Here is a 26,311-nt window from a genome sequence, read left to right on the forward strand (position 1 = left end):
CAGTTGATTTTTTAAGGAGGAAAAAATGGCAATCAATCGTTTGAACAGTCCTGTCGCTAATGTGGCCCCCGAACAGCGCTTGGGCGGCGTGGTCGATATCTATTGCAAGATCGACGGTGTTGAAGGCGAGGCCTTGGATTCCAAGCACCAGGGATGGATCCATGTGGAAGCCATTGCTGGCGGCGTCGCCAATGCAGGTGCCTTTGCTTATGGCGGCGGTGGTGGCTCGGGCAAGGCACAGTGGCAAGACATCACCATTCGCGGCAAATTTGACAAGTGCTTTGCCACGATGATGCAAAAGTGTGCCACTGGCGAACACATCGGCAAGGTGGAAATCTCGGCATGCAAGGCCGGTGGTGACCAGCAAGAGTTTCTGAACATCAAGATGGAGGACGTGATTATCTCGTCGCTCAATCTGTCTGGTGCTGAATCCACCGAGCCGATGTTTGATTGCGGCTTTAATTTTGCCAAAGTCACGGTCACCGGCAAGGGACAGGACAGCAAGGGCAATATGGGTGGAGCCGTCACTGCCGGCTACAACATCAAGCTCAACCAAAAAATCTAAATCGATTCAGCACCCGGCTGTTATGGAGGGGCATTGGGCCCCTCTTTTTCTTGTCAAGCTCTCTGGAAAACGCCGATATGACCGAACTGGCACCGACGACCCTTGCCGCAAAAATTACAGAGGTACAAGACGCCATCCGGCACAGGCCTGCGGATGGCAAGCTGCGCGTTCACCTGTTCCAGCTGTATGTGCAGGATGGCCGTTGGCAAAAGGCTTTGGCGCAATTGCAGATCGCGGCACAGCTTGACAGCGACTACCAGATCTTGGCGCAAGCCTACCGTTTGGCCATCAGAGCGGAGATATTGCGTGAGGATATTTTTCTTGGCCTCCGTTCGCCTTCCATATTGGGCCAGCCCGGCCAGTGGATCAGTTACCTGAAGGAGGCCTTGCTCGCCGATGCCAGTGGCCATGAAACCAAGGCCCAGGACTTGCGTATGCGTGCGCTGGACGAGGCCATCGGCGCACCGGGCCGCATGGACCAGGATGATTTTGCGTGGATAGCGGATGCAGATGCGCGACTGGGGCCGGTGTTGGAGGTATTCGTGAACGGGGGCTATTACTGGTTGCCCTTTGATGCCATCCGGGAGCTGCACCTGGACGCTCCCGCCGATCTGCGTGACCTGGTGTGGATGCCAGCGCATATCACGCTCGTCAACGAGGGCAAACATGCCATGCTGCTGCCAGCCCGCTACCCGTTGCTTGGCGACGGGGTAGAAGATGCGCACCGGCAGTCGCGCATCACCGGCTGGGAGGCGCGCGGACAGACGCATGTGGGCATGGGCGTGAAGCTGCTGGTAACCGACACCGCAGAGAGGTCGATCCTCGATATCCGGCATCTGCAGCTGGACCACTCCCATGGCGAAACCCGCCAGGACTGAGACCTGCCATGCCGCGAACTAGCAATACCCTCCCCTCCCATGGAACCGCTGACAGCTTGTTGCCTACGCTGTTGGATCGACTCACCGACCATGCGCCCCAGCGTGCGCAGGATACGGTGGCAGAGGTTGCCATCACGCGCAAGCAATTGCGCCAGATTATTTTGAGAGACCTGTCCTGGCTGCTCAACGCCACCAATTGCGACACGGACGCGGACATGCAGGCGTTTGCCGAGGTGCGCAAGTCCACGTTGAATTTCGGCCTGCCCGCGTTTTCCGGTAAGCGGGCCTCGGATGTCAAGCTGGCCGATTTAGAGCAAGAAATGCGCCAGTCCATTGCGCTGTATGAGCCCCGGGTGATTGCGCAGACGCTGAGCGTGCGCAGCCATGTCTCCAACGACAACGAGGCTGCGCACAACATGGTGGTTTTCGAGATCAGGGGACAGATATGGGCCCATCCCTACCCTATTGAGATGCTGCTTAAATCGAGTATCGATCTCGAGACGGGATCGGTGTCTTTGCTGGACCAGTTAGGGGATAGCTGATGGATCCGCGCCTGCTCGATTACTACAACCGCGAGCTGTCGTTTATTCGGGAGCTCGGCCAGGAATTTTCTCAGACCCATCCAAAAATTGCGGGAAGACTGGGGATGAAAGGCACGGAAATTGCCGATCCGTTTGTCGAGCGTCTGATCGAGAGCTTTGCCTTGCTCACCGGTCGTATTCAGCTAAAGATGGATGCGGAGTTTCCAAAATTCTCACAGCGGCTGCTGGAGCTGATTTACCCCCATTACCTGGCACCCACGCCTGCCATGGGCATCGTGCGCATGCACCCTGGCGAAAGTGAGAAAGGCCTGACGGGGCCTTTCCTGGTTCCTCGCCATTCGGCTGTGCGGGCTCCGCTCTCTGCAGGACAGGTCACGCCTTGCCAGTTCTCGACGGCCCACGATGTCGAACTGCTGCCACTGCGCATCACACATGCGTTGATGGCAGGGCAGATCAGCGATGTCCGCATCCCGACGGGTTCGCAAAAAGTGGCCAGTAGCCTGACCATCGGTTTCTCTTCTATTGGAGACTGTCCTATCCAGACGCTGGATTTTGACCAGTTGCCAATCTATATCGCCGGTTCTTTAGAGCGCGCATTGCTGTTACTGGAGTTGGTCTGCGGGCGGCGCGTGGCAGCGGCCATCGATTGGCAGGACGAAGGTGGTGCTCGCCGAGTCTGGCTGGCGCCTGAGCAAGTGCAAGGAATGGGGTTTGAAGAGGACGAGAGCCTCATTCCCTATGGAATGAAGAGCTTTGGCGGATACCGCTTGCTTCAAGAGTATTTCGCCTGTCCTGACCGATTTCGATTTTTTAAAATTGCCGGCTTGCGTCCCATCCTGCAGAAAATCGCCGGTCAGCGGTTTGAGCTGGTTGTGTACTTTGACCGTCCCGTCACGGATTTGGAAAAAGTGGTAAACGCGGACAGCTTCCACCTGTTCTGCACACCCATCATCAACCTATTCCCAAAAAGAGGCGACCGGGTTGATGTCTCCATGGCCCACTACGAGCATCACCTGATGGGAGATAAAACACGGCCGCTGGACTACGAGGTTTATTCGGTGTCCTCGATACAGGGATTCAATGCCAGCAACACCGAGGTTCAGAAGTTTTTCCCGCTTTATGAGACGCTCGGGTCACTGGCTAGCACTGCGTCGCAGGCGTATTTTTCAATGCGCCGCGAGCCCCGAAAACTCTCGGAGGTGGCCAAGAGAAATGGCCCGCGCACGGGTTATATCGGCAGCGAGGTGTTTGTGCAGCTGGTGGACAGGCAGGACGCGCCTTTCAATGGAGCCCTCAGCCGCATTGCGCCCGAGATGTGGTGCACCAATCGAGACCTGTCATTGCTGATCACAGGTTCTGGCGAACGCGATATGCAATTGATGATATCGGCGCCGATCCGCCAGGTGGAGTTGATCAGCCATCTGACCCGCCCCAGCCCGGCCATCGCGGAAATGCGAACCGCCTGGCTGCTGATCAGCCATTTGCAGCTCAACTACCAGACGTTGACGGACTCCACACCGCATGAAGGTGCCAAAGTGATGCGTGAGCTGCTCAGTCTTTACGGACTGTTGAGCGAACACGACTCGGCCCAGCAAACGGAGGCTGTGGTAGGTATGCAGGTCACGCCCATGCACGCACGGGTGCCGCGTGCGGGGCCTATTTTGTTCTGCCGAGGTGTCGATGTGCATCTCACGCTGGACCAGGCCAAATTTGGTGTCGGCAGTCCCTGGCTGTTTGCTGCCGTCATGGAGCGCTTTATAGCGCGGCATGTGGGTATCAACTCAGCCACCAAATTGAAGATAAGCACCCTTCAAAAGGGAGAATTCGCCCGTTGGCCAGCCCGCATGGGCATGCGCCCCAATGTTTGACCCCAAGGCCGAGGGAATAGAGGCAATGGAGATCCACAATAACGAGGCGACTGCAGATAGCGCGAAGAATACGCTCGCGTCTTGGCTCGATAACCAGGCCTTGCCTGTGGAGTCCATCGATCTATTCGCGCTGCTACGCCATATCGATGCCCGCAGCCCAGGCGCTCGGCTGGGGTATTCGAGAACGCCCCGAGAAGACGCGGTACGGTTGGGACAAAACCCATCGACCTTGTTTGCCTCTTCCACCATCTACAGCATCGAGGGGCTGCAGCAGCAGTCAGCTGCAGCGGTAAAGATTCTCAGCTTCGGGGTTTTTGGCCCCAATGGCGGCTTGCCCCTGCATTTGACAGAGTACGTGCGTGAGCGCCTGCACAACCACGGCGATAGCTCCCCTGCCGACTTTGTCGACCTGTTTCACCATCGCTTGATCAGCCTTTTTTACCGCGCCTGGGCAGATGCGCAGCCTATCGTTCAGCTCGACAGTCCGGGCAGGGACAAGTTCAGCCTGTATGCCGGTGCGCTGGTCGGCATGGGTTTTGATGGCAGTTGGGGCCGCGATTCTGTCCAAGACAGTGCCAAACTGTATGCCAGCAGCCACTTGGTGCGCTTGACGCGCAATGCAGAGGGCCTGGAGCAACTGGTCACGCATTACTTTTCCACGCCTGCCAGATTGACAGAGTTTGTCAGCAGCTGGATCGTGATTGACCCATCGGAGCAAACCCGTCTATCGAGCGCCGGCGCCCACAACCAACTCGGTGTCAATGCCATTGCCGGCGCCCGCATTGAGGATGTTCAAAGCCGCTTTCGGCTGACTTTGGGGGCCATGCCCTTGTCGCTCTATGAGCGCTTTCTTCCTACCGAATGCAACAACCTTCGGCTGCGTGACTGGGTGCGCAACTACCTGGGGGTCGAAATGGACTGGGAGGTGGAGCTGCAGCTCATGGCCGACGAAGTACCCCGCAGTGCGCTGGGTGGCGGCACCCGCCTGGGCTGGACAACATGGTTGGGCAAGCGCCCCCAGAATACGCCTGCCGCTGATCTGCGGCTGAACCCAGAACGCGACGCCTACCGGATGGCATCCCGCCAAGCCCAGCCTTAGCCATCGCTTTCGCCCCGCATGAAACGGGGTACGGTCGGCTGCTGATACGCCGCGCCGGCGCTTGTAAGGATGCTCCCGGCGAGCGCAAAGGCGCATGGCCGCGCTGGCCAAGCGCCTTGGGTCATGGCTCAGGAAAACTGCAGCGAAAAATCCCTGTCTGCGGCGGACAATTGCACGCTGTGGAGTGCGCTGCCATCCATCGTGCGGCTTAGTATTTCTTGGCTGATGCCTGCCAGCACATGGTTGGACAAAATGGCATCAACCATGCGCCCACCGGATTCGATGTCGGTCGCTCTTGCAATGATTGCAGCGACTGCTGAATCATCCCATACAAAAACGCAGCCGTGATTTTCTGCCATTCGGCGTTGGATGCGTGTGAGTTTGAGCGCAACTATTTTTGAAATGACGTCAGGGGCCAGAGGGAAATAAGGAACGACGGTCATACGGCCCAGAAACGCTGCAGGAAAAACCTTGAGCAGTGGCTCGCGCATGCTGACAGCCAGCGCATCCGCATCAGGGATCAGGTCCGGATCGCTGCACATGTTCATGATCAGGTCTGAGCCCACATTGGAGGTCAGGATGATGACGGTGTTTTTGAAGTTGATGAGCCGCCCTTCCCCATCTTCCATGATGCCCTTGTCAAAGACCTGGAAGAAAATTTCATGCACATCCGGGTGGGCTTTTTCTATTTCATCGAGCAACACCACGCTATAGGGTTTGCGGCGAACGGCCTCGGTCAAAACGCCACCCTCGCCATACCCCACATAGCCCGGCGGTGCACCTTTGAGCGTTGAGACTGTATGGGCCTCCTGAAACTCGCTCATATTGATGGTGATGAGATTGTGTTCCCCGCCATACAGAGACTCGGCCAAGGCCAATGCGCTCTCGGTCTTGCCAACGCCGCTGGGTCCAACCAGCATAAAAACGCCAATGGGCTTGGATGCATCTTCCACCCTGGCGCGTGAGATCTGTATGCGCTGCGCGATTTTTGCCAAGCTATGGCTTTGCCCAACCACCCTCTTTCCCAGGGTTTCGGCCAGCGCAAGTACCGCCGCAATTTCATTTTTGACCATGCGCCCGACCGGAATCCCGGTCCACTCCGACACCACTGTGGCAACGGCTTGTTCATCGACGGAGGGCAGCACCAGCGGTGTTTCCCCCTGCACCTGGCTGAGCTCCGCCAAGCATTGTTCAAGCTGGGCCATGGCTGCATCACGCGCCTGCTGTGAAAGCGCCTCTTCTGGGGCAGCGCGCTCGTAGGGGCTAGCGAGGGCGCTTTGTCCTGCGCCGTCTTCAATGCCCTGCGCTTGCTGCGACGCAAGCGGTGACAGCACGCCCAATGCCATATCGGGATTGAGCTGTTGGCGCAGCGTGAATATTCTGCTGACCAAGGCATGTTCCTTTTCCCAGCGCGCGTGGTGCAGCTTCGAGGCAACATCGAGCTCCTCCAAACGGCTTGCTATGGCCTGACTGCGTTCGCGGTGGCCGATACCGATGGAAGACTCACGCGCCAGCAAATCGCGCTCGGTGTGCAGCAGGCTGGTTTCCCTGTCGATAGCCTCAAGATGGACAGGCGTTGCATGTTGGGTCAAGGAGACGCGGGCGCAAGCCGTATCCAGCAGGCTGACGGCTTTGTCGGGCAATTGGCGGGCGGGGATGTAGCGGTGTGACAGCCGGACCGCGGCCTCAAGGGCTTTGTCCAGGATCAGCACTTGGTGGTGGGATTCCATCTGCGCCGTCATACCGCGCAGCATGGTAATGGCCTTGTCTTCGCTCGGCTCATCGATCTGCACGACTTGAAAGCGGCGGGTCAAGGCAGGATCTTTTTCGATGTACTTCTTGTATTCAGCCCAAGTGGTGGCGCCTATGGTGCGCAGGTTGCCGCGTGCCAGCGCAGGCTTGAGCAAATTGGCCGCATCGCCCGTGCCCTGGGCACCGCCCGCGCCCACCAGCGTGTGCACTTCATCGATGAACAGGATGATCTTGTTAGCGCTGTTCTGGACTTCATCCACCACCTGGCGCAGGCGCTGCTCAAACTCGCCCTTCATGCTGGCTCCGGCCTGTAAAAGCCCGACATCCAGCGTGTAGACCGACACCTCGCGCAGCGCCGGTGGCACATCACCTGTGGCCACCCGGGCAGCAAAGCCTTCGACGACGGCCGTCTTGCCCACGCCCGCTTCGCCAGTCAACAGGGGGTTGTTTTGGCGCCTGCGCAGCAGCACATCGATGATCTGGCGAATCTCATTGTCTCTTCCTGTAACGGGGTCCAGATGCCCCTCCCGGGCCTTGGCCGTTAAGTCGAGCGCGTATTTTTGCAGCGCACTGCCTTTGGGCTTGTCGGAAGCCATGGCCTGACTCGCCTCGCCAGGCGACGCAGCGCTTGTGCTGGAGCCATCATTGGCCACCTGGCCATCTTCTGGAGATCCCTTGATCACCGCAAGCAGGCAATCCACCACCAGGTCAGGTTGCAGCTTGCGAAACTCCGGAGACATGCGGTGCAGCACGGAACGCAAGCTGTCTGTCTTGAGAATGCCGACCAGCAGATATCCGCTGCGAATCACATCATCCCCAAACAGCAAACTGCTGTAGATCCACGAGCGCTCAATGGCCAGGTCGATATGTTCAGAGAAATCCACGATGGCGGTAGCGCCACGGGTCAGCCGGTCGAGCTCGCTGGTCATGCCCTTTTCCAACGCTGCCGCATCAAGCTTGAAATGCTTGGTGATGCGTCGAAAGTCGGAATCCTGGTCTTGCTGGATCTGATGAATCCAGTGCACCAGCTCCACATAGGGATTGCCCCGAAGCTTGCAGGCGACCGTCGCGGCCTCTGCTGCACGAAAGACTTGTGGGTTCAACTTGCCAAACAGATGGCTGCGACTGATCTCCGACATGGGGGCTCCAAGAAATGTGATGACAAGAAGCAGTACTGCATTGCGACATGGCCTGGGAAGGGCTGGGGCCCGCCCTGCACTTGCTGGCAGCACAGCACTTTCAATAAATAACAGCTATTGAGTTTAATGCCATAAGCAGCATTAAGCTATCATTGATCGGAGTGACGGACACAGGGTATGGGTCATGGAGACGGCCCATGCAATGGCATGTTGTGGGAGCAAAAAGTGGAAGATTTCAACATAGACCTGGACTGGGCCGCGCCTGTATCAGAGGCGCAACCTGCGGGCAAGAACACGGAGTTCGACACCCAGTATGCAGAGCTGGAGACGGCGGCCATCCACAGTCCGGAGCAACAATACGGAGACACCTTGATTGCGGCCAAGGAGCCGGATTGGCCTCAGGTGCTGGCACTGGCAACGGCCTTATCCGCCCAGACCAAGGATTTGCGTGTGCTGCTCTGGCTCACCCGGGCGCTCACGCGCATGCATGGTCTGGCAGGCCTGCACTATGGCTTGCAAAGCGTCCACACCGTGTGCCAATTGTTTTGGGAGCAGGTACATCCGCAGCTGGATGTGGATGGCGATGCCGACCCCCATATGCGCTACAGCGTGTTCTGCGATTTTGGTGATATCAACGCCCTCGTGGCAGACATGAGACAAAGCGAAGTGCTGCCAAGCCACATCGGGGCACTGACCGTCAAAGACCTTGAGCGCTTGCACGACAGCGGATCCATCGAGCTCAATGGCATCTTTGTCACGACCAACCAGGTCGCCCAGATTCTGGAAGAACAGCGGCAGGCTGCGGGTGCGCCCATATTGGACCAGCTGGAGGGCATTCTGGACTTGGTCGCCCAGCTGCAGAGCCGCTGCCGTGAACAGCTGGGCAGCGACTATGAACCGGATCTGCAAGCCTTGCGCCGGCCCTTGGAGAAGATCTGCAAATTGATGCGCTCCGACGACGTCGCGGCCAGCGGGAATGCTGCAACTCAGCCTTCGGAGGCGCATGCGCTCGGCGCCATGGCAGCGATGGTTGGAGACCTGCACTCCCGCAAGGATGCGATTCGGCAGTTGGAGCTGGTATGCCGCTATCTGGAACAGCATGAGCCCAGCAATCCCGCACCCCTGCTGATTCGGCGTGCGATCAAAGTCATGGACATGGGCTTTATGGACATCGTGCGCCATATGGCGCCGGATGGCCTCAACCAAGCGATGTTCATCACGGACGCCGAGCCCTCTGACCAGTAACCCCCTTTGTGCAGGACGCGAGGATTCGACATGTTTTTGCAACTCAGCGCCAGTTTGGCGTATGCCAATGGCGTCACCCACGTGGTGCAACACGTTTTTGACAGGCTAGGTGGAACGCTGGGCCGCGATCCGCATTGTCAGATGGTTTTGCTGGACCCTTTCCGCAGGATCTCTCGCATCCAGGCCCAGGTCATTGTCGACAATGGCCGCTTTGTCTTGATCAATGCCAGCACCTCCAATGCCATCTATGTCGACGCCAAGGAGTTGAAGCCCGGTGAGGCTTGCCCTATCGAGAAGGGGGCTTGCTGGGTGACGGGCAACTACACCATTGTGGTGGAAGACTTGTCGGACGAGGTGGATGCCACCAAGCCTGGTGCCGCGCCTGTGCCAGCATCCCCCGCGCGGCCTGAGGTCACGCACAAGGAGGATGGTTCTCAGGCGCCTCCAACACCGCTGGCCTTTTCACGCGCTGTCCTGAGCGAGCAACGCGATGATGTGCCAGACACTGTAGACACTGCAGGGCCATTTGGGGATCTGTTGGCAAGCCCGGTGCCGCCACCACCCCCACCGTCTGCGGCGGCCGCCATGCCGCCTTCCGCGCCAGTGGTCTCTGCCCCACAGGCGGATGCGGCCCCCCGCGCTATGCCACCTGCAACGCATACGCCAGCCCCTGAGCGGGCTGTATTTTTGGGCTCCGATCCTTTCGCAGACCTGCTCGCCACCCCGGTCAGTGCGCAAGAAGCTGCTCTTGCCCAGGGCAGCTCCTTTCCAAACGCTGCGCTCATCCCTGAAGACTTCAATGTTCTGGCGCCGAACGGCGCCTTGGAGCGCAACACAGATGACCCATTGGCGCAAATGCAAGGCAAGCAAGGCCTGGGTCAGATGTTCCCCTCACGCTCCGTGGATGCCATCTACCAGCCCGGCGATGCCGACATCGGCACGATGGTGCAAGATCCGCTGGAGGCCAAGCAGCACCAGCGGCTGATGGATGCCTCTACCCCCGTAGATCCACTACAGATATTCAGCGCGTCGCCGCAGAACGCCCTCTTGGAGCCGGCCATTGCTGCGCATGGCCTTTCCGTGGAACCGGACCAGGCGTTGGCAGACCGGCGGGTCGAGGTGGGTGCTTATTTCAGGGCGCCCAGGGCGGTGGTGCCAGATGCGCCCAGCAGCGCACAAGGCTCCGCTCCCACGCCTGCGGCCCCAGGCATTGCTGAGGCGCTGCACGGTGAAGCCCAGCAGCCTGTCAGCATGGAGGCTTGCGCTGCGCTTTCTGCAGCAATGGATGCCACGGCCAGCCCTGGCGGCGCTCGGCAGCCGCAGGACGTTGCCGCAACGCTGTCAGCTACTCCCCTTTCAGTGCCCACGCCCGATGCAGGCCACGCTGACCCTGCTGGCTTGGCAGATGGCGCTGCGGAGCCAGCCCCGCCCACCGACAGCCGGCAAGGGCAGGTCGCAGCGAGCGAAAATCCCGCTGGCACGCACGAAGCGGGGGTGGAAGAAGCCCATGCGACCGAGGCCGACGAAACCAGTGCTCAGGCGTTGCTGGACAGCTTCAAGCGCGGGGCCGGGCTCATGGATTGCCGCTACCCCGAGCAGCTGACGCCCGAGTTGATGTTCATGCTGGGAAAAATGCTGGCGGAGTCTGTGCAAGGCTGCATGGATCTGCTGGGCTCCAGGGCTGCAGCCAAGCAAGAAGTGCGGGTCTCGGTCACCCTGATCAACGCCGAGGCCAACAACCCCTTGAAATTTCTGCCCACGGGATCCTCGGTGCTGGCACAAATCTTTGGCCCCCATATGCCTGGCTTCCAGAATGGTCCTGAGGCGATCGCCGACGCCTTTCAAGATCTGCGCAGCCATGAGCTGGCCATGATGGCGGGCACGCAAGCCGCGGTGCGCGGCTTGTTCGACCGTTTTGATCCGCGATTTCTGCAAGCGCAGTTGCAAAGCCAAGGGCGTGCAAACGCATTTTTCAAGAGCCAGCGTGATGCCCGTCTGTGGACGATGTACCGCAGCCGCTATGAATGGCTCAAAGAAGAGATCAAGAACCAGAGCCCAACATCCTGGGGCGCAGAGTTTCTCGATGCCTACCAGGATGAAGTCCAACACAACAGCGAAAGCAAGCGCACGTGAGAGAGCCAGACGCACATTCCGCCGAGCCTGCACTGGCCTTGGTGCACCATTCCCAGACGGACGCAGGCGACCGAAGCTACAACGAAGATGCCTTTTGCCATGTGCGAGACCACCACGTGGTCTCGTTTGCCGTCGCTGATGGAATGGGAGGGGCTGCAGGCGGGCTGCGCGCATCAAACTTGGCCATGCAGGCCGTCCGCAATGCCTCCTTGTCCATGCAGCCAGCCGTGTTTCAGGAGCAATTACTGGCCATGTCGGGCCAGATACAAGCGCAGCAGCAGGCCCATCCTGAATACAGCCGTATGAGCACCACGGTGGTAGAGCTGCGCATAGACACCTACCGACAACGCGCCATATGGGCGCACTGGGGCGACTCCCGCCTTTACTGGTTCCGTGCCAAGGAGCTGGTGGCCGTGACCAGCGACCACAGCGTGGTGCAATGCCTGGTGAACGCCGGCCTGCTCTCGCAAACCGATGCCCAGACCTACCCCAAGAAAAACGTCTTGCTCGGCGCCGTCGGGACCCAAAGCGAGGTAGGGCCCGAGGTGCTGGAGCAGGCCATCGACATCTCTACGGGCGATGCCTTTTTGCTGTGCACCGATGGGATCTGGAACGGCCTGAGTACGGCGGATATCGAGGCCTCACTGCAGCGATCGAGCTGTGTGCAAGACTGGATCAGTGACTTGATGGCCGAGGTCCGAAAGCGTGGTCGCGGGGACAATGACAATTTCACGGCGACCGGCGTCTGGATCAGCGATGACGGTCAAAGCACCTTGTTGCTGCAGAGCCCCTAAAAGACGCTGAAGACACCGAAGACGCTGAGTCAGCCCATGAAAAAAGCAGGCCTCCCAACGGAGGCCTGCTTTTCACGAGGCCCTTGCTCAGCCGGCTGCAGAAGCCGTGCTGTCCCAGCTGCCGCCCAACGCGCGAATGAGTGCAATCGTGGCTGTGTACTGGGCGGTGCGTACCTGCAGCGCCTGGCGGCGGTTGCGCAGCTCGTTGCGGCGGGCATCGAGCAGCTCCAGCTGGCTCACCAGGCCGTTGCGGTAGCGTACATCCGACAGGTGCGTGGCGCGCTCGGCAGACTTCACTGCCTGGCCCAGAACCGTGGCCTGGCCTTGCAGCAGGCGCAGACTGCTCAGCTGGTCTTCCACCTCGCGGAAGGCGCCCAGCACCTGGCCACGCTGTGCCGCCAGTGCGGCCTCCAGCCGGGCCTTGGCGCCCTCTTCCTGCGCCTCGCGCTGGCCGCCATCAAACAGCGGCAGCGACAGCAGCGCGCCCAGTCCCCAGGAGCGGGCTGACCATTTGAACAGGTCGCCCAGGTCGGGCGAGGCAAAGCCGCCATTGCCGGTCAAGGTAATGGCCGGGAACCAGGCCGCCTGCGCTACCCCCACGCGGGCTTGCGCTGCCAGCACGCTGGCTTGCGCGGCCGATACATCGGGCCGGCGGGCCAGCACGGTGCCGGGCACGCCCGCAGGAATCACCGGCAGGCGCACCTCGCCCTGGGCGGCGGGCAGCACAAAGCCGGTCGCCACCTCGCCCACCAACACCGCCAGCGCGTTGTTCAGGGTTGCCTGCTGGCGTTCCAGCGCCAAGGCCTCAGACTCGGTCGCCGAGACCTCGCTTTGCATGCGCACCACCTCCAGCTCGGCGGCATCGCCGGCGTTAAAGCGGCGCTCAATCAGGCGCAAGGTGTCGCGGTAAGCGGCCAGGCTTTGCTGCACCAGCTGCTGCTCGGTTTGCAGCGCGCGCAGCTGCAGATAGGTCTGCGCCACATCGGACTGCACCATCAAGCGCGTGCTTTGCAGCAAAGCGGCACGGGCCTCGGCATCGAGCTGGGCAGCCTGGCTGGCCTGCGAGAGGCGGCCAAACAGGTCGACCTCGTAGGACAGGTTGAGCCCGGCCGTCAACAAAGTGGCAGGCTGCACGCCGCTGCTGGTGTTGGCGCCGGCCTGGCGTGCGGCCCCGCCGGAGACGCCGACTTGGGGCAGGCGCTGGGCATCGGCCGAGCGCAGCAGCGCGCGGGCCTCCGCCAAGCGGGCCGCAGCGGTCTGCACATCGGTGTTGGCATCGGCTGCGCGCTCCACCAGGGTGGTCATTTCGGCATCGCCAAAGGCCAGCCACCAGGCGCCACGGGCTTGCGCCTCGGCCGGGGCCGCTGTGGTCCAGGAGGCCTGGTCCTGCGGCGTGCTGAAAGCGGCGGGCACCGGCACACCGGCGTTGGGCGCCGCAGGGGGCAGCGCCGTGGCGCAACCGGCCAGCAGCAAGGCGGCTGCCAACGGCGTCAGCAGTTTCAAGCGCAGCGGTGCCAGTGAGCGGCGCAGGCCCCGGCCCAGAGGGGCCTGCCCGGCGTTAGCGTTTAAAGAAAGCGTCGTTTCTTGCATGTTGTTCTTCTCTTATTCGTCATGTCCGCGCGCAGCGGCCAAGATGGGTTGGCCCGAGCCTCCGCCATGCGCAGGAGCAGGTACGGGAGCCGTGATCGGGGCCACATGTGCGCCATGCTGCTTGAGCGGGCGGTTGCCAGCGAGCTTGCGCAGCAGCACATAGAACACCGGGGTCAGGAACAGGCCAAACGCGGTAACGCCAATCATCCCGGCAAACACGGCCATACCCATGGCGCTGCGCATTTCGGCGCCCGCGCCCTTGGAGAGCACCAGGGGCAGTACGCCCATGATGAAGGCCATCGAGGTCATCAGGATGGGGCGCAGACGCAGGCGGCTCGCCTCGATCGCGGCTTGCACGGGGGTGCGGCCGGCAAACTCCAGCTCGCGGGCAAACTCCACAATCAAGATGGCGTTCTTCGCCGATAGCCCCACTAGCACCACCAGACCGATCTGGGTGAAGACATTGTTGTCACCGTTGGACAGCCAGACACCCGTCATCGCCGCCAGCAAGCCCATGGGCACGATCAGCACAATGGCCAGAGGCAAGGTCAGGCTTTCATACTGCGCGGCCAGCACCAGGAATACCAGCAAGATGGCCAAGGGGAAGACCAGCGCAGCAGAGTTACCGGCCAGAATTTCCTGGTAGGTCAGCTCGGTCCACTCAAAGCTGATGCCTTGGGGCAAGGTCTCGGCGGCGATGCGCTCCACCGCTTCGCGGGCCTGGCCCGACGAGAAACCGGGGGCTGGGCCACCATTGACGTCGGCCGACAGGAAACCGTTGTAGCGCATGGCACGCTCGGGCCCAAAGCTGGGTTCGAGCTTCATCAACGCCGACAGGGGCACCATCTCGCCGGTGGTCGATCGCACTTTGAGCGCGCCCACGTCTTCCGCACGCGCCCTGAAGCCCGCATCCGCTTGCACCCGCACACTGTAGGTGCGGCCAAACTTGTTGAAGTCGTTGGCATACAGGCTGCCCAGGTAGATCTGCAGGGTCTCGAAGATATCCGTCACCGGCACACCCAGCTGGCGCGCCTTGGTGCGGTCGATATCGGCAAAGAGCTGCGGCACATTGACCTGCCAGCTCGAGAAGATGCCGGCCAGCTCAGGCGTCTGGTAGGCCTTGGCCATGAAGGCCTTGACCGCGCCGTCCATCGCTTCGTAGCCGAGCGAGGCCCGGTCTTCGATCTGCAGCTTGAAGCCGCCCGTAGTGCCCAGGCCCGACACCGGTGGCGGCGGGAACATGGCGATAAAGGCGTCCTGGATCTGGCCAAAGGCTTGGTTCAGCTGGCCCGCCACAGCGCCACCACTTTGGTCGGCGCGGGTGCGCTCGGCAAAGGGCTTGAGCGATACAAACACGATGCCGGAGTTCGAGCTGTTGGTGAAGCCATTGATCGACAGACCAGGGAAGGCGATGGCATCGGCCACATTGGGGTTCTCTTTGACGATATCGCCCATGCGCTTGATCACGTCTTCGGTGCGGTCCAAGGTGGCGCCATCGGGCAGCTGGGCAAAACCGACCAGGTACTGCTTGTCTTGGGCCGGCACAAAGCCGCCGGGCACCATGTGGAACAGGCCCCAGGTGGCACCCACCAGTGCCAGGTAGACCACAAACATGCCCGTCTTGTGGCTGATGACACGGCGCACACCGCCGCTATAGGCTTCGGAGCCCCGGTGGAACACGGAGTTGAAACGGCGGAAGAAGCCGCCCAGCACCCGGTCCATGCCACGGGTCAGCGCATCCTTGGGCTCGTGGTGGCCCTTGAGCAGCAGCGCAGCCAGCGCGGGCGACAGCGTCAGCGAGTTGATGGCCGAGATCACCGTGGAGATGGCAATCGTCACCGCAAACTGCTTGTAGAACTGGCCCGTCAGGCCGCTGATAAAGGCCAGCGGTACAAACACCGCCACCAGCACCAGGGCAATCGCAATGATGGGGCCCGAAACTTCGCGCATGGCCTGGTAGGTGGCCTCGCGCGGGCTCAGCCCGGCTTCAATGTTCCGCTCCACGTTCTCGACCACGACGATGGCGTCATCGACCACGATACCGATGGCCAGCACCAGCCCAAAGAGGCTGAGCGCATTGATGGAAAAGCCCAACAGGTGCAGCACGGCGAACGTTCCCACCACCGACACCGGCACGGCCAGCAGCGGAATGATGGAGGCGCGCCAGGTCTGCAGGAACAGAATCACCACGACCACCACCAGCGCGATGGCTTCGAGCAAGGTGTGGATCACCGAGTCAATGGAGGCGCGCACAAACTGGGTCGGGTCATAGGCAATGCGGAACTCCACGCCCTCGGGCATGTTCTTTTGCAGCTCAGCCATGGTGCTGCGCACGTTGGCCGAGATCTCCAGCGCATTCGAGCCTGGCGCCTGGAACACGCCCATGCCGACAGCCGGCTCGTTGTTGAGCAGCGAACGCAGCGAGTAATCGGCCGCGCCCAGCTCCAGGCGGGCAATGTCGCGCAAGCGCGTCACTGCGCCGTCCGAGCCGGTCTTGACGATGATGTCGCCAAACTCTTCAGTGCTGGACAAGCGGCCCTGGGCATTGATGGACAGCTGGGTATCCACACCAGGCAAGCCTGGCGATGCACCGACGACGCCGGCAGCAGCTTGCACGTTCTGGCCACGGATGGCGGCCACCACATCGCTGGCCGACAGGCCGCGCTGCGCGACCTTTTGCGGGTCCAGCCAGGCGCGCATCGAGTAATCGCCGCCGCCAAAGATCTGCACCTGGCCTACGCCCTGGATGCGCGCAAGGCGGTCCTTGACGTTGAGCACGGCATAGTTGCGCAGGTAGTCGATGTCATAGCGACCATTGGGCGAGACCATGTGCACCACCATGGTGATGTCCGGCGAGCTTTTGATCGTCGTCACCCCCAAGCGGCGCACTTCTTCGGGCAGGCGCGGCTCGGCTTGCGAGACGCGGTTCTGCACCAGCTGCTGGGCCTTGTCCGGGTCGGTGCCCAGCTTGAAGGTCACGGTCAGGGTCATCACTCCATCGGTGGTGGCCTGGCTGCCCATATAGAGCATGCCTTCTACCCCGTTGATGGACTCTTCCAGCGGCGTGGCCACCGTCTCGGCGATCACCTTGGGATTGGCGCCAGGGTACTGGGCGCGCACTACGACGGACGGCGGCACGACCTCGGGGTATTCCGAGATCGGCAAGGTTCGCATGGCGATCAGCCCTGCCAGAAAGATCAGCACCGACAGCACACCTGCGAAAATCGGGCGGTCGATGAAAAATCGGGATAAATTCATACGCTTGACTTTTTCTTATGGGGTTCAGGCGGCAGGTTTGGAAGCATCGCTAGCTGCCTGCTGCGCTTCGCCCTTGAGCTCAGATTTGTTAGACATGGGCACGTCCTGCGGTGCCACCACGGCGCCGGGCCGCACGCGCTGCAGGCCATTGACCACAATGCGCTCGCCCGCCTTCAGGCCCGAGGTCACCAGGCGCAGGCCCTCAAACGGCGCGCCCAGCTGCACTTCGCGGTATTCGGCCTTGTTGTCCTCGCCCACCACCAGCACAAACTTCTTGCTCTGGTCGGTGCCCACGGCCCGCTCATTGATCAGCAGGGCCTGCTGGCTGTGGGGCTGGCCCATGCGCACGCGGGCAAACTGGCCGGCCATCAGCGCGCCATCGGCGTTGTCAAACACCGCGCGCACCCGCACCGTGCCGCTGCGCGCATCCACCTGGTTGTCAATCAACTGCAGGTGGCCGTTGTACGGCGTGGCGCCACTGGTGCCCACCCCCATCTGCACGGGAATGCTCTCGATCAGCGCACGGGCGCTTTTGCCCTGGCGCAGGCCTTGCAGCGCACTGGTGACGATCTGCTCGTCGGCATCAAAGCTGGCATACATGGGGTTGACGGAGACCAGGGTGGTGAGCACTGGCGCGCCGGCCCCGGCGCTGACCAGGTTGCCGATGGTCACATCGATGCGCCCCACCCGGCCGGCCACCGGTGCGCGCACCTGCGTGTAACCCAGGTTGAGCTTGGCCGTCTGCAGCGCGGCCTGGGCAGCGCGCAGGTTGGCGTCTGCTTCGCGGCGGGCGTTGGTGCGCTCGTCCAGCTCCTTTTGCGCAATGGCGCGCTCTTCCCACAGGCGGGCAGCGCGCTCAGCTTCGCTTTGCGAATAGCCCATGCGGGCCTTGGCCGCCACCACCTGGGCTTCGGCGCGGTCCACCTCGACCGCAAAGGGCGCGGGGTCGACCGTGAAGAGCAGATCGCCGGCCTTGACCAGCGCGCCTTCCTTGAAGTGCACCGCATGCAGCGCGCCGGCCACACGGGGCCGCACATCCACACGCTGCACGGCTTCGAGCCGGCCAGAGAATTCATCCCAGAGCTGCACATCCTTTTGCAGCACCTGGGCGACGGAGACGGGCATGGCCGGCGGCGCAGCGGCCTCGGCCGGCGCACTCGCGTGCGAGCTTTGCAGGCCCAGCGCCGTGCCGCCCGCAGCCACCACGGCTGCAGCCAGGCCGACGGCTGTCCACCAGCGGCGTTGAGGGGAATAAGAAGTTTTGTTGTTGCTCATGGCCATGTCCTGGTGTGTGCGTGAATCGTTGTTGAGGTTTCTTGCGGCAACGGCATGCCCCTGCGGCCCAAAAAGGCCGACAGAAAATCCTTGCCCATAGCGGCAATGCGTTGCGAGAAAGAACTAATGAGGGGTGGTGAAGGCGCAGCCGCCCGCCGCCGCTCCCCGGGCTTTACCGGGCAGGGGCGCCGCACATGCCTTGCGCTTCGTTCAGGGGATCAGGCTTGCGCCCGACATCGGGATGTCTCGAAGAAAACTGCCAGTTGTTCCAGCACCGCCCCGGCACAGGGACAGGGATCGGGAGCCCGAGGCTCCAGCAACGCATCGGGCCACTGTTGCGCGACCTTGAATACATGCTGCTGCACCAGATGGCCCGCTGCTTGCAGGCGGCTGGCATAGGCCAGTGCCTCGTCATGCATCGGGTCTTCATCGCCCACCATGATGAGCGTTGCCGGCAGCCCAGCCAGGCGCTGTGCCATCGCAGGCACGGCGTAGGGATGGATGCCGTCATAGGTGCAGCCCAGGAACTTGTTCCAACCTTCGGCCCATTTGCATTCCGTTGCATCGCCATTGGCAGCGCGAAGCGATGCCGTGCCGGCGCAGGGATTGAGCATGGGTGAGAGCAGGATCTGCCCTGCCAGCGGCGGATGGCGTTGATCACGCGCCATCAAGCACACGCCGGCAGCCAGGTTGGCGCCCGCCTCCTCACCAGCCACATACATCGGTGCACCTTTGCCGGCAAGGCGAGTGCGATGTTTGTAGCTCCACTGGAGCATTTCATATCCGATCTCCAATGGACGCGGAAATGGATGCTCAGGCGAGAGCGGGTAAGCCACCGACACCACACGGGCACCTGCTGAGGCCAGCAGACCCGCCACGGTGCAGCCACTGTCAAGGTCACCTTCGGTAAAAGCGCCGCCATGAAAATGCAGCACCAAGGGCGAAGGCTCGCCCAACTTGCCTTTGCTACCGTACAAGCGCACAGCCACCGACTCGCCCGATGCCGTCGGAGCGACGGTGTCGATAAAGTCAGCAGACGGTGAACTGGTTTTTACGGTGGTGTCAGACATAAGCTAGCCCGGTAGTAGAGGCATGAGTAAATGTAGTTGCGTTGCTGCAACCGATCAATCCGCAAATTATGGACGCGTTGTTTCCAAAAAAGGAACAATCGCCGGATCTTTGGCATGTGAGAATCCACCTACTTTGGCGCGCGCGTGCGCGACAGTGCAAGGAGAGGCAGATGGATCAGATACAGGCAATGCGGGTGTTCGCTCGGGTCGTGGAGTCGGGCACATTCACGCTCGCGGCCACATCGCTGCAGATGCCCAAGGCCAGTGTGACCAAGCATGTGCAGGCGCTGGAAGACCGGCTGCGGGTCAAACTGCTCAACCGCACGACGCGGCGGGTGACCGTGACCACCGACGGCGCCGCCTACTACGACCGCGCCGTGCGGCTGCTGACCGATTTTGATGAACTCGAAGCCAGCATGAGCCAAGCGCGGGCCGCGCCACGCGGGCGCCTGCGCGTTGATGTCGGCACCTCCATCGCCCGGCTTCTGGTCATTCCCCAACTGGCATCCTTCCAGGCGCGCTTCCCCGATATCCAGATCGACCTGGGCGTGACCGACCGCACCGTGGACCTGATTGCCGACAATGTGGACTGCGTGGTGCGCGGCGGTGAGCTGCGCGACCAGTCGCTGGTGGCGCGCCGTGTGGGTAACGTGGAATTTTTGACAGTGGCCTCGCCCGCTTATTTGCAGCGCCAAGGCACGCCTCAGCACCCACGCGATCTGGAAAACGGCCACAACAGTGTGATTTACTTCTCGCCCGTAACCCAGCGCCGCTACCCGCTGGAGTTCCAGCACAACGGCGAGAGCATCGAGATTGCGAACCCCTCGACTTTGGCCGTCAACGAGGCCAATGCCTATACCACTAGCTTGCTTAGCGGCCAAGGTGTGGGCCAGATCACCAGCTACCAGGCGCGCGATTACCTGAAAAGCGGCGAGCTGATGCAGGTATTGCCGGAGTGGACCCAGCCCTTGCTGCCGGTCTATGTGGTCTACCCGCCCAACTCGCACCTGAGCGCCAAGGTGCGGGCCTTTGTCGACTGGGTGGTGGAGATTTTTGCGGCCGATCCCTTGCTGCAGTGCAAATAGCGCCCCGCCGCCCTCAATCCGAAGCCGCTGGCGGCGGATGCACCCGGTGCGCGGCGCAGGCCTCGCCCCCTTCGATGTGGCTTTTGAGCACCGGCACCAGGCTGTCTGCATCCAGCATGCCGTACCAGACGCCTTCGGGGTAGATGATCATCAGCGGCCCCTGGTTGCAGGGGTACTGGCAGCTGGTCTGCAGCAGCATCAGCTGCTGCTTGAGTGGCGGACTGGCTTGCACCGCCTGGCTCAGCCGGGGCCACAGCGCCGCGGCCCCCTTGGCCACGCAGCGCGGGCCCATGCACCACAGCACATGGCGCTGGTGCGCGGGCACGCTGCTCCAGGCGACCGGGTCGGTCTGCCAGCCCTCTTCACCCTCCTCGGCTGCCACATCGGGCAGCGTCGCCGCCTGCGCCAGGTTCTTGAGCAACGCAGGCACAAGGCCATCGAGCTGCAGCAGCGGCTGCGCAAACACCAGCTTGGGGCGGGCATGGTCGGCCTGCTCGGACAACCAGCGCATCGCCACTTTCTGCAGCCAGCGCCGCAAAGCCGGCTCATCAGGGACCATGACCGGCTGGATGACAAGGGTCCTCTGTGCCAGATCGGCAGCGGGGAGCGCGGCACAAAGGCGGTCCAGCGCCTCGGGCAAGGCTGGTTGGTTACGGTCCGCAAACGCCAGTTGCATGGGCATGCCCGGGTCTGCCTGCTGGCAGGCCTGCAGCAAAGACTGCAACTCGTTTTTGGCGGCCGACCCCAGGCCGCCCCGGCCTAGCAGCAATAAGGCGTCAGGTTTTTCAAGCATGGGGCTTGTCCATCCAGTAGCTGACCCGGGGCTTGTCCAGGCGCGGGTGGCGGTCCACCAGTGACTCCACCTGGAACACCTGCGCGATGGTCTGGGGCCTCAGCACCTGCGCGGGTGTGCCTTCTGCCTCGATCGCGCCAGCTTGCATCACATAGATGCGGTCGCAGAACTGCGCGGCCAGGTTCAGATCATGGACCACGATCAGCACGGTGCAACCCGAGGCGCGCACCAGGCCGAGCAGCTCCAGCTGGAACTGGATGTCCAGGTGGTTGGTGGGCTCGTCCAGAAACAAGAGCTGGGGTTGCTGGGCCAGCGCACGGGCCAGCAGCACGCGTTGGCGCTCGCCGCCCGAGAGGGATGACAGGGGATGGTCTGCCAGCTGGCTGGCCCGCACCTGTGCCAGGCAGGCGCTGACGACGGCCTTGTCCTCGGCGCTGTCGCGCGCCCAGCGCGACTGGTGCGGGTAGCGGCCCATCATCACCAGCTCCTGCACCGTGCAGTCAAAACCCAGGCCCGTATCCTGGCCCAGCACCGCAGCCTGCTGGGCAAACTGCCGGGCGCTCATCTGCCAGATATCGCGGCCTTGCAGCGCAACGCTGCCACCGGTCTCAGGCTGCAATACACGGTAAAGCATGCGCATCAAGGTAGATTTTCCGCAGCCGTTGGGCCCCACCAGGCCAACGCATTCGCCCCGCTGCACATGGAGGCTGGCCTGGCGCACGATCTGCACCGCATCGCTGCCGTGGCCGGCCTGCCAGGAAAGATGGCTTGCAGTCAGCATCAAACACTGCCTCCCGGCATCGCGCTGGTGCGGCGCCACAGCATCCAGATAAAAAACGGCCCGCCGATCAGCGCGGTGATAACGCCGACTGGCAGCTCACTGGGGGCAAACCAGGTGCGCGCGGCCAGATCGACCAGCACCAGAAAGCTGGCACCCATCAAGGCGCTGACCGGCAGCACCCGGCGGTGGTCGCTGCCCACCAGCATGCGCGTGATGTGGGGGATGACCAGGCCGACAAAGCCGATGGCGCCGCTGACGGCGACCATGGTGCCGGTTAGCAGCGATACCACGACAAACAACTGCAGGCGCAGGCTGGCGGTGTTGAGGCCCAGGGTGGCGGCGCCCTCGTCACCAATCAGCAAGGCATTGAGCTGCCGGGCGCACAGCAACAGCCACACTAAGCCCAGGCCCAGCACCACAGCGGGCAGGCCCAGGGCGCTCCACTGGGTGGCGGCCAGGCTGCCCAAGGTCCATGTCAGCAAGGCATTGGCCAGCTCGCGCTGGCCGGCCGTCAACGTGATCAGGCTGGTGACGCCCATCAGCATGTAGCCAATCGCCACACCGCTCAGGATCAGCCGGGTGGCATGCAGGCGGCCTTGCTGCTGGGCCAGCGCATAGACCAGGGCCGTGGCCAGCAGTGCGCCAATAAAGGCGCCGGCCGTGATCGCATAGATGCCCGCCGCGGCGAAGCTGCCATAGGCCAGCACCGACACGGCCCCCACCGATGCGCCCGAGGACACCCCGAGCATGTAGGGGTCTGCCAGCGGGTTGCGCACCATCGCCTGCATCACCACGCCGACGACGGCCAGGCCGGCACCGACGAGCGCTGCGAGCAGCACCCGGGGCATGCGTACCATCCAGACAATCTGGTAATGCTGCTGGCTGATGCCGCCCTGCCCTGCATCCGGCTGCCACCCGCCGCCCAGCAACTGCTGGCTGACGACCGACCACACGGTGGAGGCATGCAGCGATGCCGAGCCCCAGGTGATGGCGGCCAGGCCGCTGGCCAGCAGCAGGGCAAAAAGCAACAGCAGGCACAGTGCCAAGGACCAGGGCGTGCGCCGCTGGCGGGCATGCAGGCCGTCACAGCCGGGTGCATGGCTCACTGTTTAGACTCCGCCGCGGGCAACCAGGGCACCGGGTCCACGGTGATGCCCCGCTCAGGGTGCAAGGCGGCAGCCAGGCGCTGCGCCACATGCACATTGCGCGGCCCGGGCGTGGCCTCGGCATAGCTGATGACGAAAAAGCGCTGGTCGCGGATCGCAGACACCCCTGCCAGCTCGGGCTTGGCGCGCAGAAAATCGATCTTGCCCTGCGCACTGGGCCGGCCATAGTCGATGATGATGATCCACTCGGGGTCGCGGGTGATGACATCTTCCCAGTTGCCCTTGGGCCAGTTGCTGGGGATATCGGCAAAGATATTGCTGCCACCTGCGGCATCGAGCATGGCCTGGGGCATGCCAAAGCCGCCGACGGTGGTGGGAATCTTCTCGCCACTGTCAAACACAAACACGCGGGGCTTTTGGGTATTGCCCTGCATCTGCACGGCCAGTTGGTCGATGGAGGCCTGCAATTTTTCAATCTGCCCTTGCGCCTGGGGCGCGATATCGAAGATAAGCGCCACATTGCGCAGATCCGCCAAGGTATCACCGAGCGCAACACGCGCGCGCTTCTGGATACGGATGCAGGACTCCGACAGCACATAAGAGCCTATGCCATGGCTGGCCAGCAGCTCGGGTGTGACCCCGCCGGGGCGGAACCCATAGCTCCAGCCGCCAAACACAAAGTCGGCGCGCACCTCCAGCAGCGCTTCGAGGTTCATGTCCTGCGACGACAGCTTGGGCACCTGTGCGAACTGGTCCTTCAGCTCCGGGCTGATTTCCTTTTGCGAAGGAATCCCCGAGTAGCCCACCAGCTTGGGCCCCAGGCCCAAAAACAGGAACATTTCGGTGATGTTCACATCGTGCGTGACAGCACGCTGCGGCACCCGGTCATAGCGCTGGGGCTGGCCGCAGACATCGATCTGCAGCGGCGTGGCCCGCAGGCCTGCTGATGGGGATGGGCCGGAGGCTGCAGCCCCAGCGGTGGCCATGGGCAAGGCCGCCGCCTGGGTCGGGCGGCTGAGAGGCTGCTGGCCTGCCGGCTGGTCACAGCCGGCAAGCACCAAGGCGGCGGCTGCTGCCGCCAGAGCGCGCAGGGTTTGCCGGGTAGCGCTTGCTGTCATGTGGGTACCTTGCTCAGAAACGCAGATGCGCCATCAGCTCAAAGCTGCGGCCGTTGCCCAGCAGCCACTGCGTGCCGCCATAGGACGATGCAGCATAGCGCTTGTTCGCCAGGTTGCGGCCCACCAGGTTCAAGGTGGTGCTGCGGTTCAGGTTCCAGCCCAGGACTGCATCGGCCACCGTGTAGGCGGGCAGCTGCGAGGTATTGGCATTGCTGGTGTAGCGGCTGGCCACATGGCGCAGGCCCAGCGATGCACGCCAATCCCCGGTTTGGTAATGCGCCCAGGCATTGGCGGTATAGCGGGGCACATTGGCCGGCTGGTTGCCCGCGCGGTCAATGGCGGCGGCGCCTTCCAGCAGTTCATCAAACTGCGCATCGACATAGGCCAGATTGCCCTCGAAGCGCCAGGCCTTGGTGGCCCGCCAGCTGCCGGCCAGCTCGATGCCCTTGGACGACTGCTTGCCGCCTTGGATGGACACCGATGGCCGGTCCGGGTCGCGGGTGATGATGTCCTTTTTGCGGATATCGAAGACCGCCACCGTCCACTCGCCCTGGTCATTGGGCAGCTGCTGCTTGATGCCCACCTCCACCTGGCGGCCCTTGCTCAGGCTAAAGCCGGTCTGCGACTGGGTCAGCGACAGCAGGCTGTTGACGGGGTCATGGCCGGTGCTGACCTGGGCATAGATGCTGGTGTTCTGGTCCAGCTTGTGCGTGAGACCCAGGCGCCAGGAGGTGCCGCCCAGGGTCTTGTCAAAACGTGCCTGGCTGAGCAAATCCATGCGGTCAAAGTCATAGAGGTCGCGGCGCAGGCCGGCCATCAGCAGCCACTGCTCGTCCAGCTTCCAGGCGTCTTCCAGGTAGAAGGCGTTCTGGCGGATGCGCGAGGTCATGCGCGGTTTGTAGGGGTCGGGGCTGTTCCAGTAGCCATTGCTTCCACCCACGAGCGGCACATCGGATTCGCCGGTATAGGGTGAGCTGTTCAGCGCGGTGAACTTGGCCTGGGATACATCCCAGCCCATCGCAATCTCATGCTGGCCGGGCTTGAACACGGCGCCCAGGCGGTTGCCGCTTTGTTCCAGGTCGTGGCCAATTTCCAAGTAGTCGTAGCGGTGCACCAGGCCGGCGCTGGCGTTGTAGTCATAGCCCTCGATGTTCTTCCAGTGGCGGTCGGCCTTCATGTGGTAGGTCTCGTTGCGCAGCACCAGCGCGTCGCTCACATTCCATTCGGCCTTCAATTTGTAGCGCTGGTCCTTGTAGTGGATATCGCTGTCGAGAAAGTTGAAATTGCGGTCGCGCAGCGCTGCCACCGGCTTGCCGTCGACCACCGGGGTACCAAAGTAGCGCTCCGGCCTTTGGTCGCTGATGTCGGCCGTCAGGTCCAGGCGCAGGTCGCTGCTGGCCTGCCAGCGGATGGCGCTCATGATCTTCTTGCTGTCGCTGTTGCCCAATTGGCGCTCACCATCGGTACGCTCGCCGTAGACATCCAGGCGGTAGCTCAGGCTGTCGCTCAGCGCGCCGGTGGTGCCCAGCCCGGCGCGGGCCGTGCCGTGGGAACCTGCGCCAAACATCACTTCGGACGATGCCGTACGGCTGGGCTCCTTGCGCACCGCGTTCACGGTCGCACCCATGGTGCCGCTGCCATACATCAGCGAAGCGGGCCCGCGCAGCACATCAAAGCGCTCGTAACCCCAGCTGGAGTTGGGATAGGCCACGGTGCCCGCAGCCACACCCAGGCTCAGCCCGTCCTCGGCTACGCCCACCGAGTTCACCCCGGTAAAGCCCCGGCTGGAGAACGACAACCCCCCGTTACCGGGCGTGCTGTTGACGCTCAGGCCTACGCTGCGGCCCACGGCATCCACCACCTCGTAGTCGGCACGCTCCTGGATCTGCTGGGCCGAGACCGAGCTGACGCTGGCGGGCAGGTCTTGCAGCGGCACCGCGAGTTTGCTGGCCGAGGTGGAAGGGAGTTGGAGCGCATTGGGCTCGGCGCTTTTATCGGTCACCACCACCTCGGGCAGCGAGGCTTCTTGCGCATGGGCCACGGACAGGCCCAGCGCCGGGAGGCACAAAACACAGGAGCCGCCCATTAGGCGTAGGGAGGAGGAAAGCCGTGTGGCTGCCAGGAGCCGGTTTTTTGGATAAGGAACTGCAGTCATTTCAACAAAAGGCGCTAACTGCCTGATGCGAGGGCTGCACTGCACGCAAGGGGTCCCAGGGAGGG

Annotated in this window: 19 protein-coding genes; 9 read left to right on the plus strand and 10 right to left on the minus strand. The window is 62.4% G+C overall.

The features are described from left to right. Window positions 1-25 precede the first annotated feature (25 nt). From M2375_RS05840 to tssG, 5 genes are all read left to right on the plus strand, one after another. A complete protein-coding gene (locus tag M2375_RS05840) occupies window positions 26-565 on the plus strand; it encodes a type VI secretion system tube protein Hcp (protein ID WP_259164526.1) in 540 nt (179 codons plus the stop codon). A 77-nt stretch (window positions 566-642) separates the two neighbouring features. Then, on the plus strand, window positions 643-1,443 hold the full coding sequence (locus M2375_RS05845) for a type VI secretion system accessory protein TagJ (protein ID WP_259164527.1): 801 nt from the start codon (window positions 643-645) through the stop codon (window positions 1,441-1,443). An 8-nt stretch (window positions 1,444-1,451) separates the two neighbouring features. Next, window positions 1,452-1,985: a type VI secretion system baseplate subunit TssE gene (gene tssE, locus M2375_RS05850; RefSeq protein ID WP_259164528.1), complete on the plus strand. Its 534-nt coding sequence runs from the start codon at window positions 1,452-1,454 to the stop codon at window positions 1,983-1,985. Continuing rightward, the gene (tssF, locus tag M2375_RS05855; protein ID WP_259164529.1) at window positions 1,985-3,853 is read left to right on the plus strand and encodes a type VI secretion system baseplate subunit TssF; all 1,869 of its coding nucleotides are present in this window, start codon (window positions 1,985-1,987) and stop codon (window positions 3,851-3,853) included. Before tssE ends, tssF begins: the two co-directional genes overlap by 1 nt. Before the next feature lie 25 nt (window positions 3,854-3,878). Beyond that, window positions 3,879-4,952 carry a type VI secretion system baseplate subunit TssG gene (gene tssG / locus M2375_RS05860; RefSeq protein WP_259164530.1) on the plus strand — a complete coding sequence of 358 codons (1,074 nt, stop codon included), beginning with the start codon at window positions 3,879-3,881 and terminating at the stop codon, window positions 4,950-4,952. A gap of 128 nt (window positions 4,953-5,080) precedes the next feature. Here the strand turns inward: tssG and tssH are convergent, their stop codons facing one another. Then, complete coding sequence (gene tssH, locus M2375_RS05865; RefSeq protein WP_259164531.1) at window positions 5,081-7,843, minus strand: type VI secretion system ATPase TssH; 2,763 nt, start codon at window positions 7,841-7,843, stop codon at window positions 5,081-5,083. 225 nt (window positions 7,844-8,068) lie between these two features. Between tssH and tssA the strand changes: the two genes are divergently transcribed. Genes tssA through M2375_RS05880 form a run of 3 tightly spaced genes read left to right on the plus strand, consistent with a single transcriptional unit; the run spans window position 8,069 to window position 12,015 of the window. Further along, window positions 8,069-9,088 carry a type VI secretion system protein TssA gene (tssA, locus tag M2375_RS05870; protein WP_259164532.1) on the plus strand — a complete coding sequence of 340 codons (1,020 nt, stop codon included), beginning with the start codon at window positions 8,069-8,071 and terminating at the stop codon, window positions 9,086-9,088. A gap of 30 nt (window positions 9,089-9,118) precedes the next feature. Beyond that, window positions 9,119-11,221: a type VI secretion system-associated FHA domain protein TagH gene (tagH, locus tag M2375_RS05875; protein WP_259164533.1), complete on the plus strand. Its 2,103-nt coding sequence runs from the start codon at window positions 9,119-9,121 to the stop codon at window positions 11,219-11,221. Then, the gene (locus M2375_RS05880) at window positions 11,218-12,015 is read left to right on the plus strand and encodes a PP2C family serine/threonine-protein phosphatase (protein WP_259164534.1); all 798 of its coding nucleotides are present in this window, start codon (window positions 11,218-11,220) and stop codon (window positions 12,013-12,015) included. Before tagH ends, M2375_RS05880 begins: the two co-directional genes overlap by 4 nt. An 87-nt stretch (window positions 12,016-12,102) precedes the next feature. Here the strand turns inward: M2375_RS05880 and M2375_RS05885 are convergent, their stop codons facing one another. From M2375_RS05885 to M2375_RS05900, 4 genes are all read right to left on the minus strand, one after another. Then, window positions 12,103-13,605 carry an efflux transporter outer membrane subunit gene (locus M2375_RS05885; protein WP_259164537.1) on the minus strand — a complete coding sequence of 501 codons (1,503 nt, stop codon included), beginning with the start codon at window positions 13,603-13,605 and terminating at the stop codon, window positions 12,103-12,105. 12 nt (window positions 13,606-13,617) lie between these two features. Next, a complete protein-coding gene (locus M2375_RS05890; protein ID WP_259164538.1) occupies window positions 13,618-16,863 on the minus strand; it encodes an efflux RND transporter permease subunit in 3,246 nt (1,081 codons plus the stop codon). A 24-nt stretch (window positions 16,864-16,887) separates the two neighbouring features. After that, window positions 16,888-18,144 carry an efflux RND transporter periplasmic adaptor subunit gene (locus M2375_RS05895; protein WP_404979277.1) on the minus strand — a complete coding sequence of 419 codons (1,257 nt, stop codon included), beginning with the start codon at window positions 18,142-18,144 and terminating at the stop codon, window positions 16,888-16,890. 212 nt (window positions 18,145-18,356) lie between these two features. Beyond that, the gene (locus M2375_RS05900) at window positions 18,357-19,208 is read right to left on the minus strand and encodes an alpha/beta hydrolase (RefSeq protein ID WP_259164540.1); all 852 of its coding nucleotides are present in this window, start codon (window positions 19,206-19,208) and stop codon (window positions 18,357-18,359) included. A gap of 170 nt (window positions 19,209-19,378) precedes the next feature. Between M2375_RS05900 and M2375_RS05905 the strand changes: the two genes are divergently transcribed. After that, window positions 19,379-20,293, plus strand: coding sequence for a LysR family transcriptional regulator (locus M2375_RS05905; protein WP_259164541.1), 915 nt, complete (start codon window positions 19,379-19,381; stop codon window positions 20,291-20,293). A gap of 13 nt (window positions 20,294-20,306) precedes the next feature. Here the strand turns inward: M2375_RS05905 and M2375_RS05910 are convergent, their stop codons facing one another. Genes M2375_RS05910 through M2375_RS05930 form a run of 5 tightly spaced genes read right to left on the minus strand, consistent with a single transcriptional unit; the run spans window position 20,307 to window position 26,177 of the window. Further along, window positions 20,307-21,086, minus strand: coding sequence for a (2Fe-2S) ferredoxin domain-containing protein (locus M2375_RS05910; protein WP_259164542.1), 780 nt, complete (start codon window positions 21,084-21,086; stop codon window positions 20,307-20,309). Continuing rightward, window positions 21,079-21,867 (minus strand): ABC transporter ATP-binding protein, encoded by a 789-nt coding sequence (locus M2375_RS05915; protein WP_259164543.1) that lies wholly within the window; start codon window positions 21,865-21,867, stop codon window positions 21,079-21,081. The genes M2375_RS05910 and M2375_RS05915 overlap by 8 nt, the downstream gene beginning before the upstream one ends. Continuing rightward, window positions 21,867-22,973: an iron ABC transporter permease gene (locus M2375_RS05920; RefSeq protein WP_259164545.1), complete on the minus strand. Its 1,107-nt coding sequence runs from the start codon at window positions 22,971-22,973 to the stop codon at window positions 21,867-21,869. The genes M2375_RS05915 and M2375_RS05920 overlap by 1 nt, the downstream gene beginning before the upstream one ends. Beyond that, window positions 22,970-24,091 carry an ABC transporter substrate-binding protein gene (locus M2375_RS05925; protein ID WP_259164546.1) on the minus strand — a complete coding sequence of 374 codons (1,122 nt, stop codon included), beginning with the start codon at window positions 24,089-24,091 and terminating at the stop codon, window positions 22,970-22,972. The genes M2375_RS05920 and M2375_RS05925 overlap by 4 nt, the downstream gene beginning before the upstream one ends. A gap of 13 nt (window positions 24,092-24,104) precedes the next feature. Next, on the minus strand, window positions 24,105-26,177 hold the full coding sequence (locus M2375_RS05930) for a TonB-dependent siderophore receptor (protein ID WP_259164547.1): 2,073 nt from the start codon (window positions 26,175-26,177) through the stop codon (window positions 24,105-24,107). Window positions 26,178-26,311 lie beyond the last annotated feature (134 nt).

It is taken from the genome of Comamonas sp. BIGb0152, from assembly GCF_024809975.1.
Taxonomy (GTDB): Bacteria; Pseudomonadota; Gammaproteobacteria; order Burkholderiales; family Burkholderiaceae_C; genus Comamonas.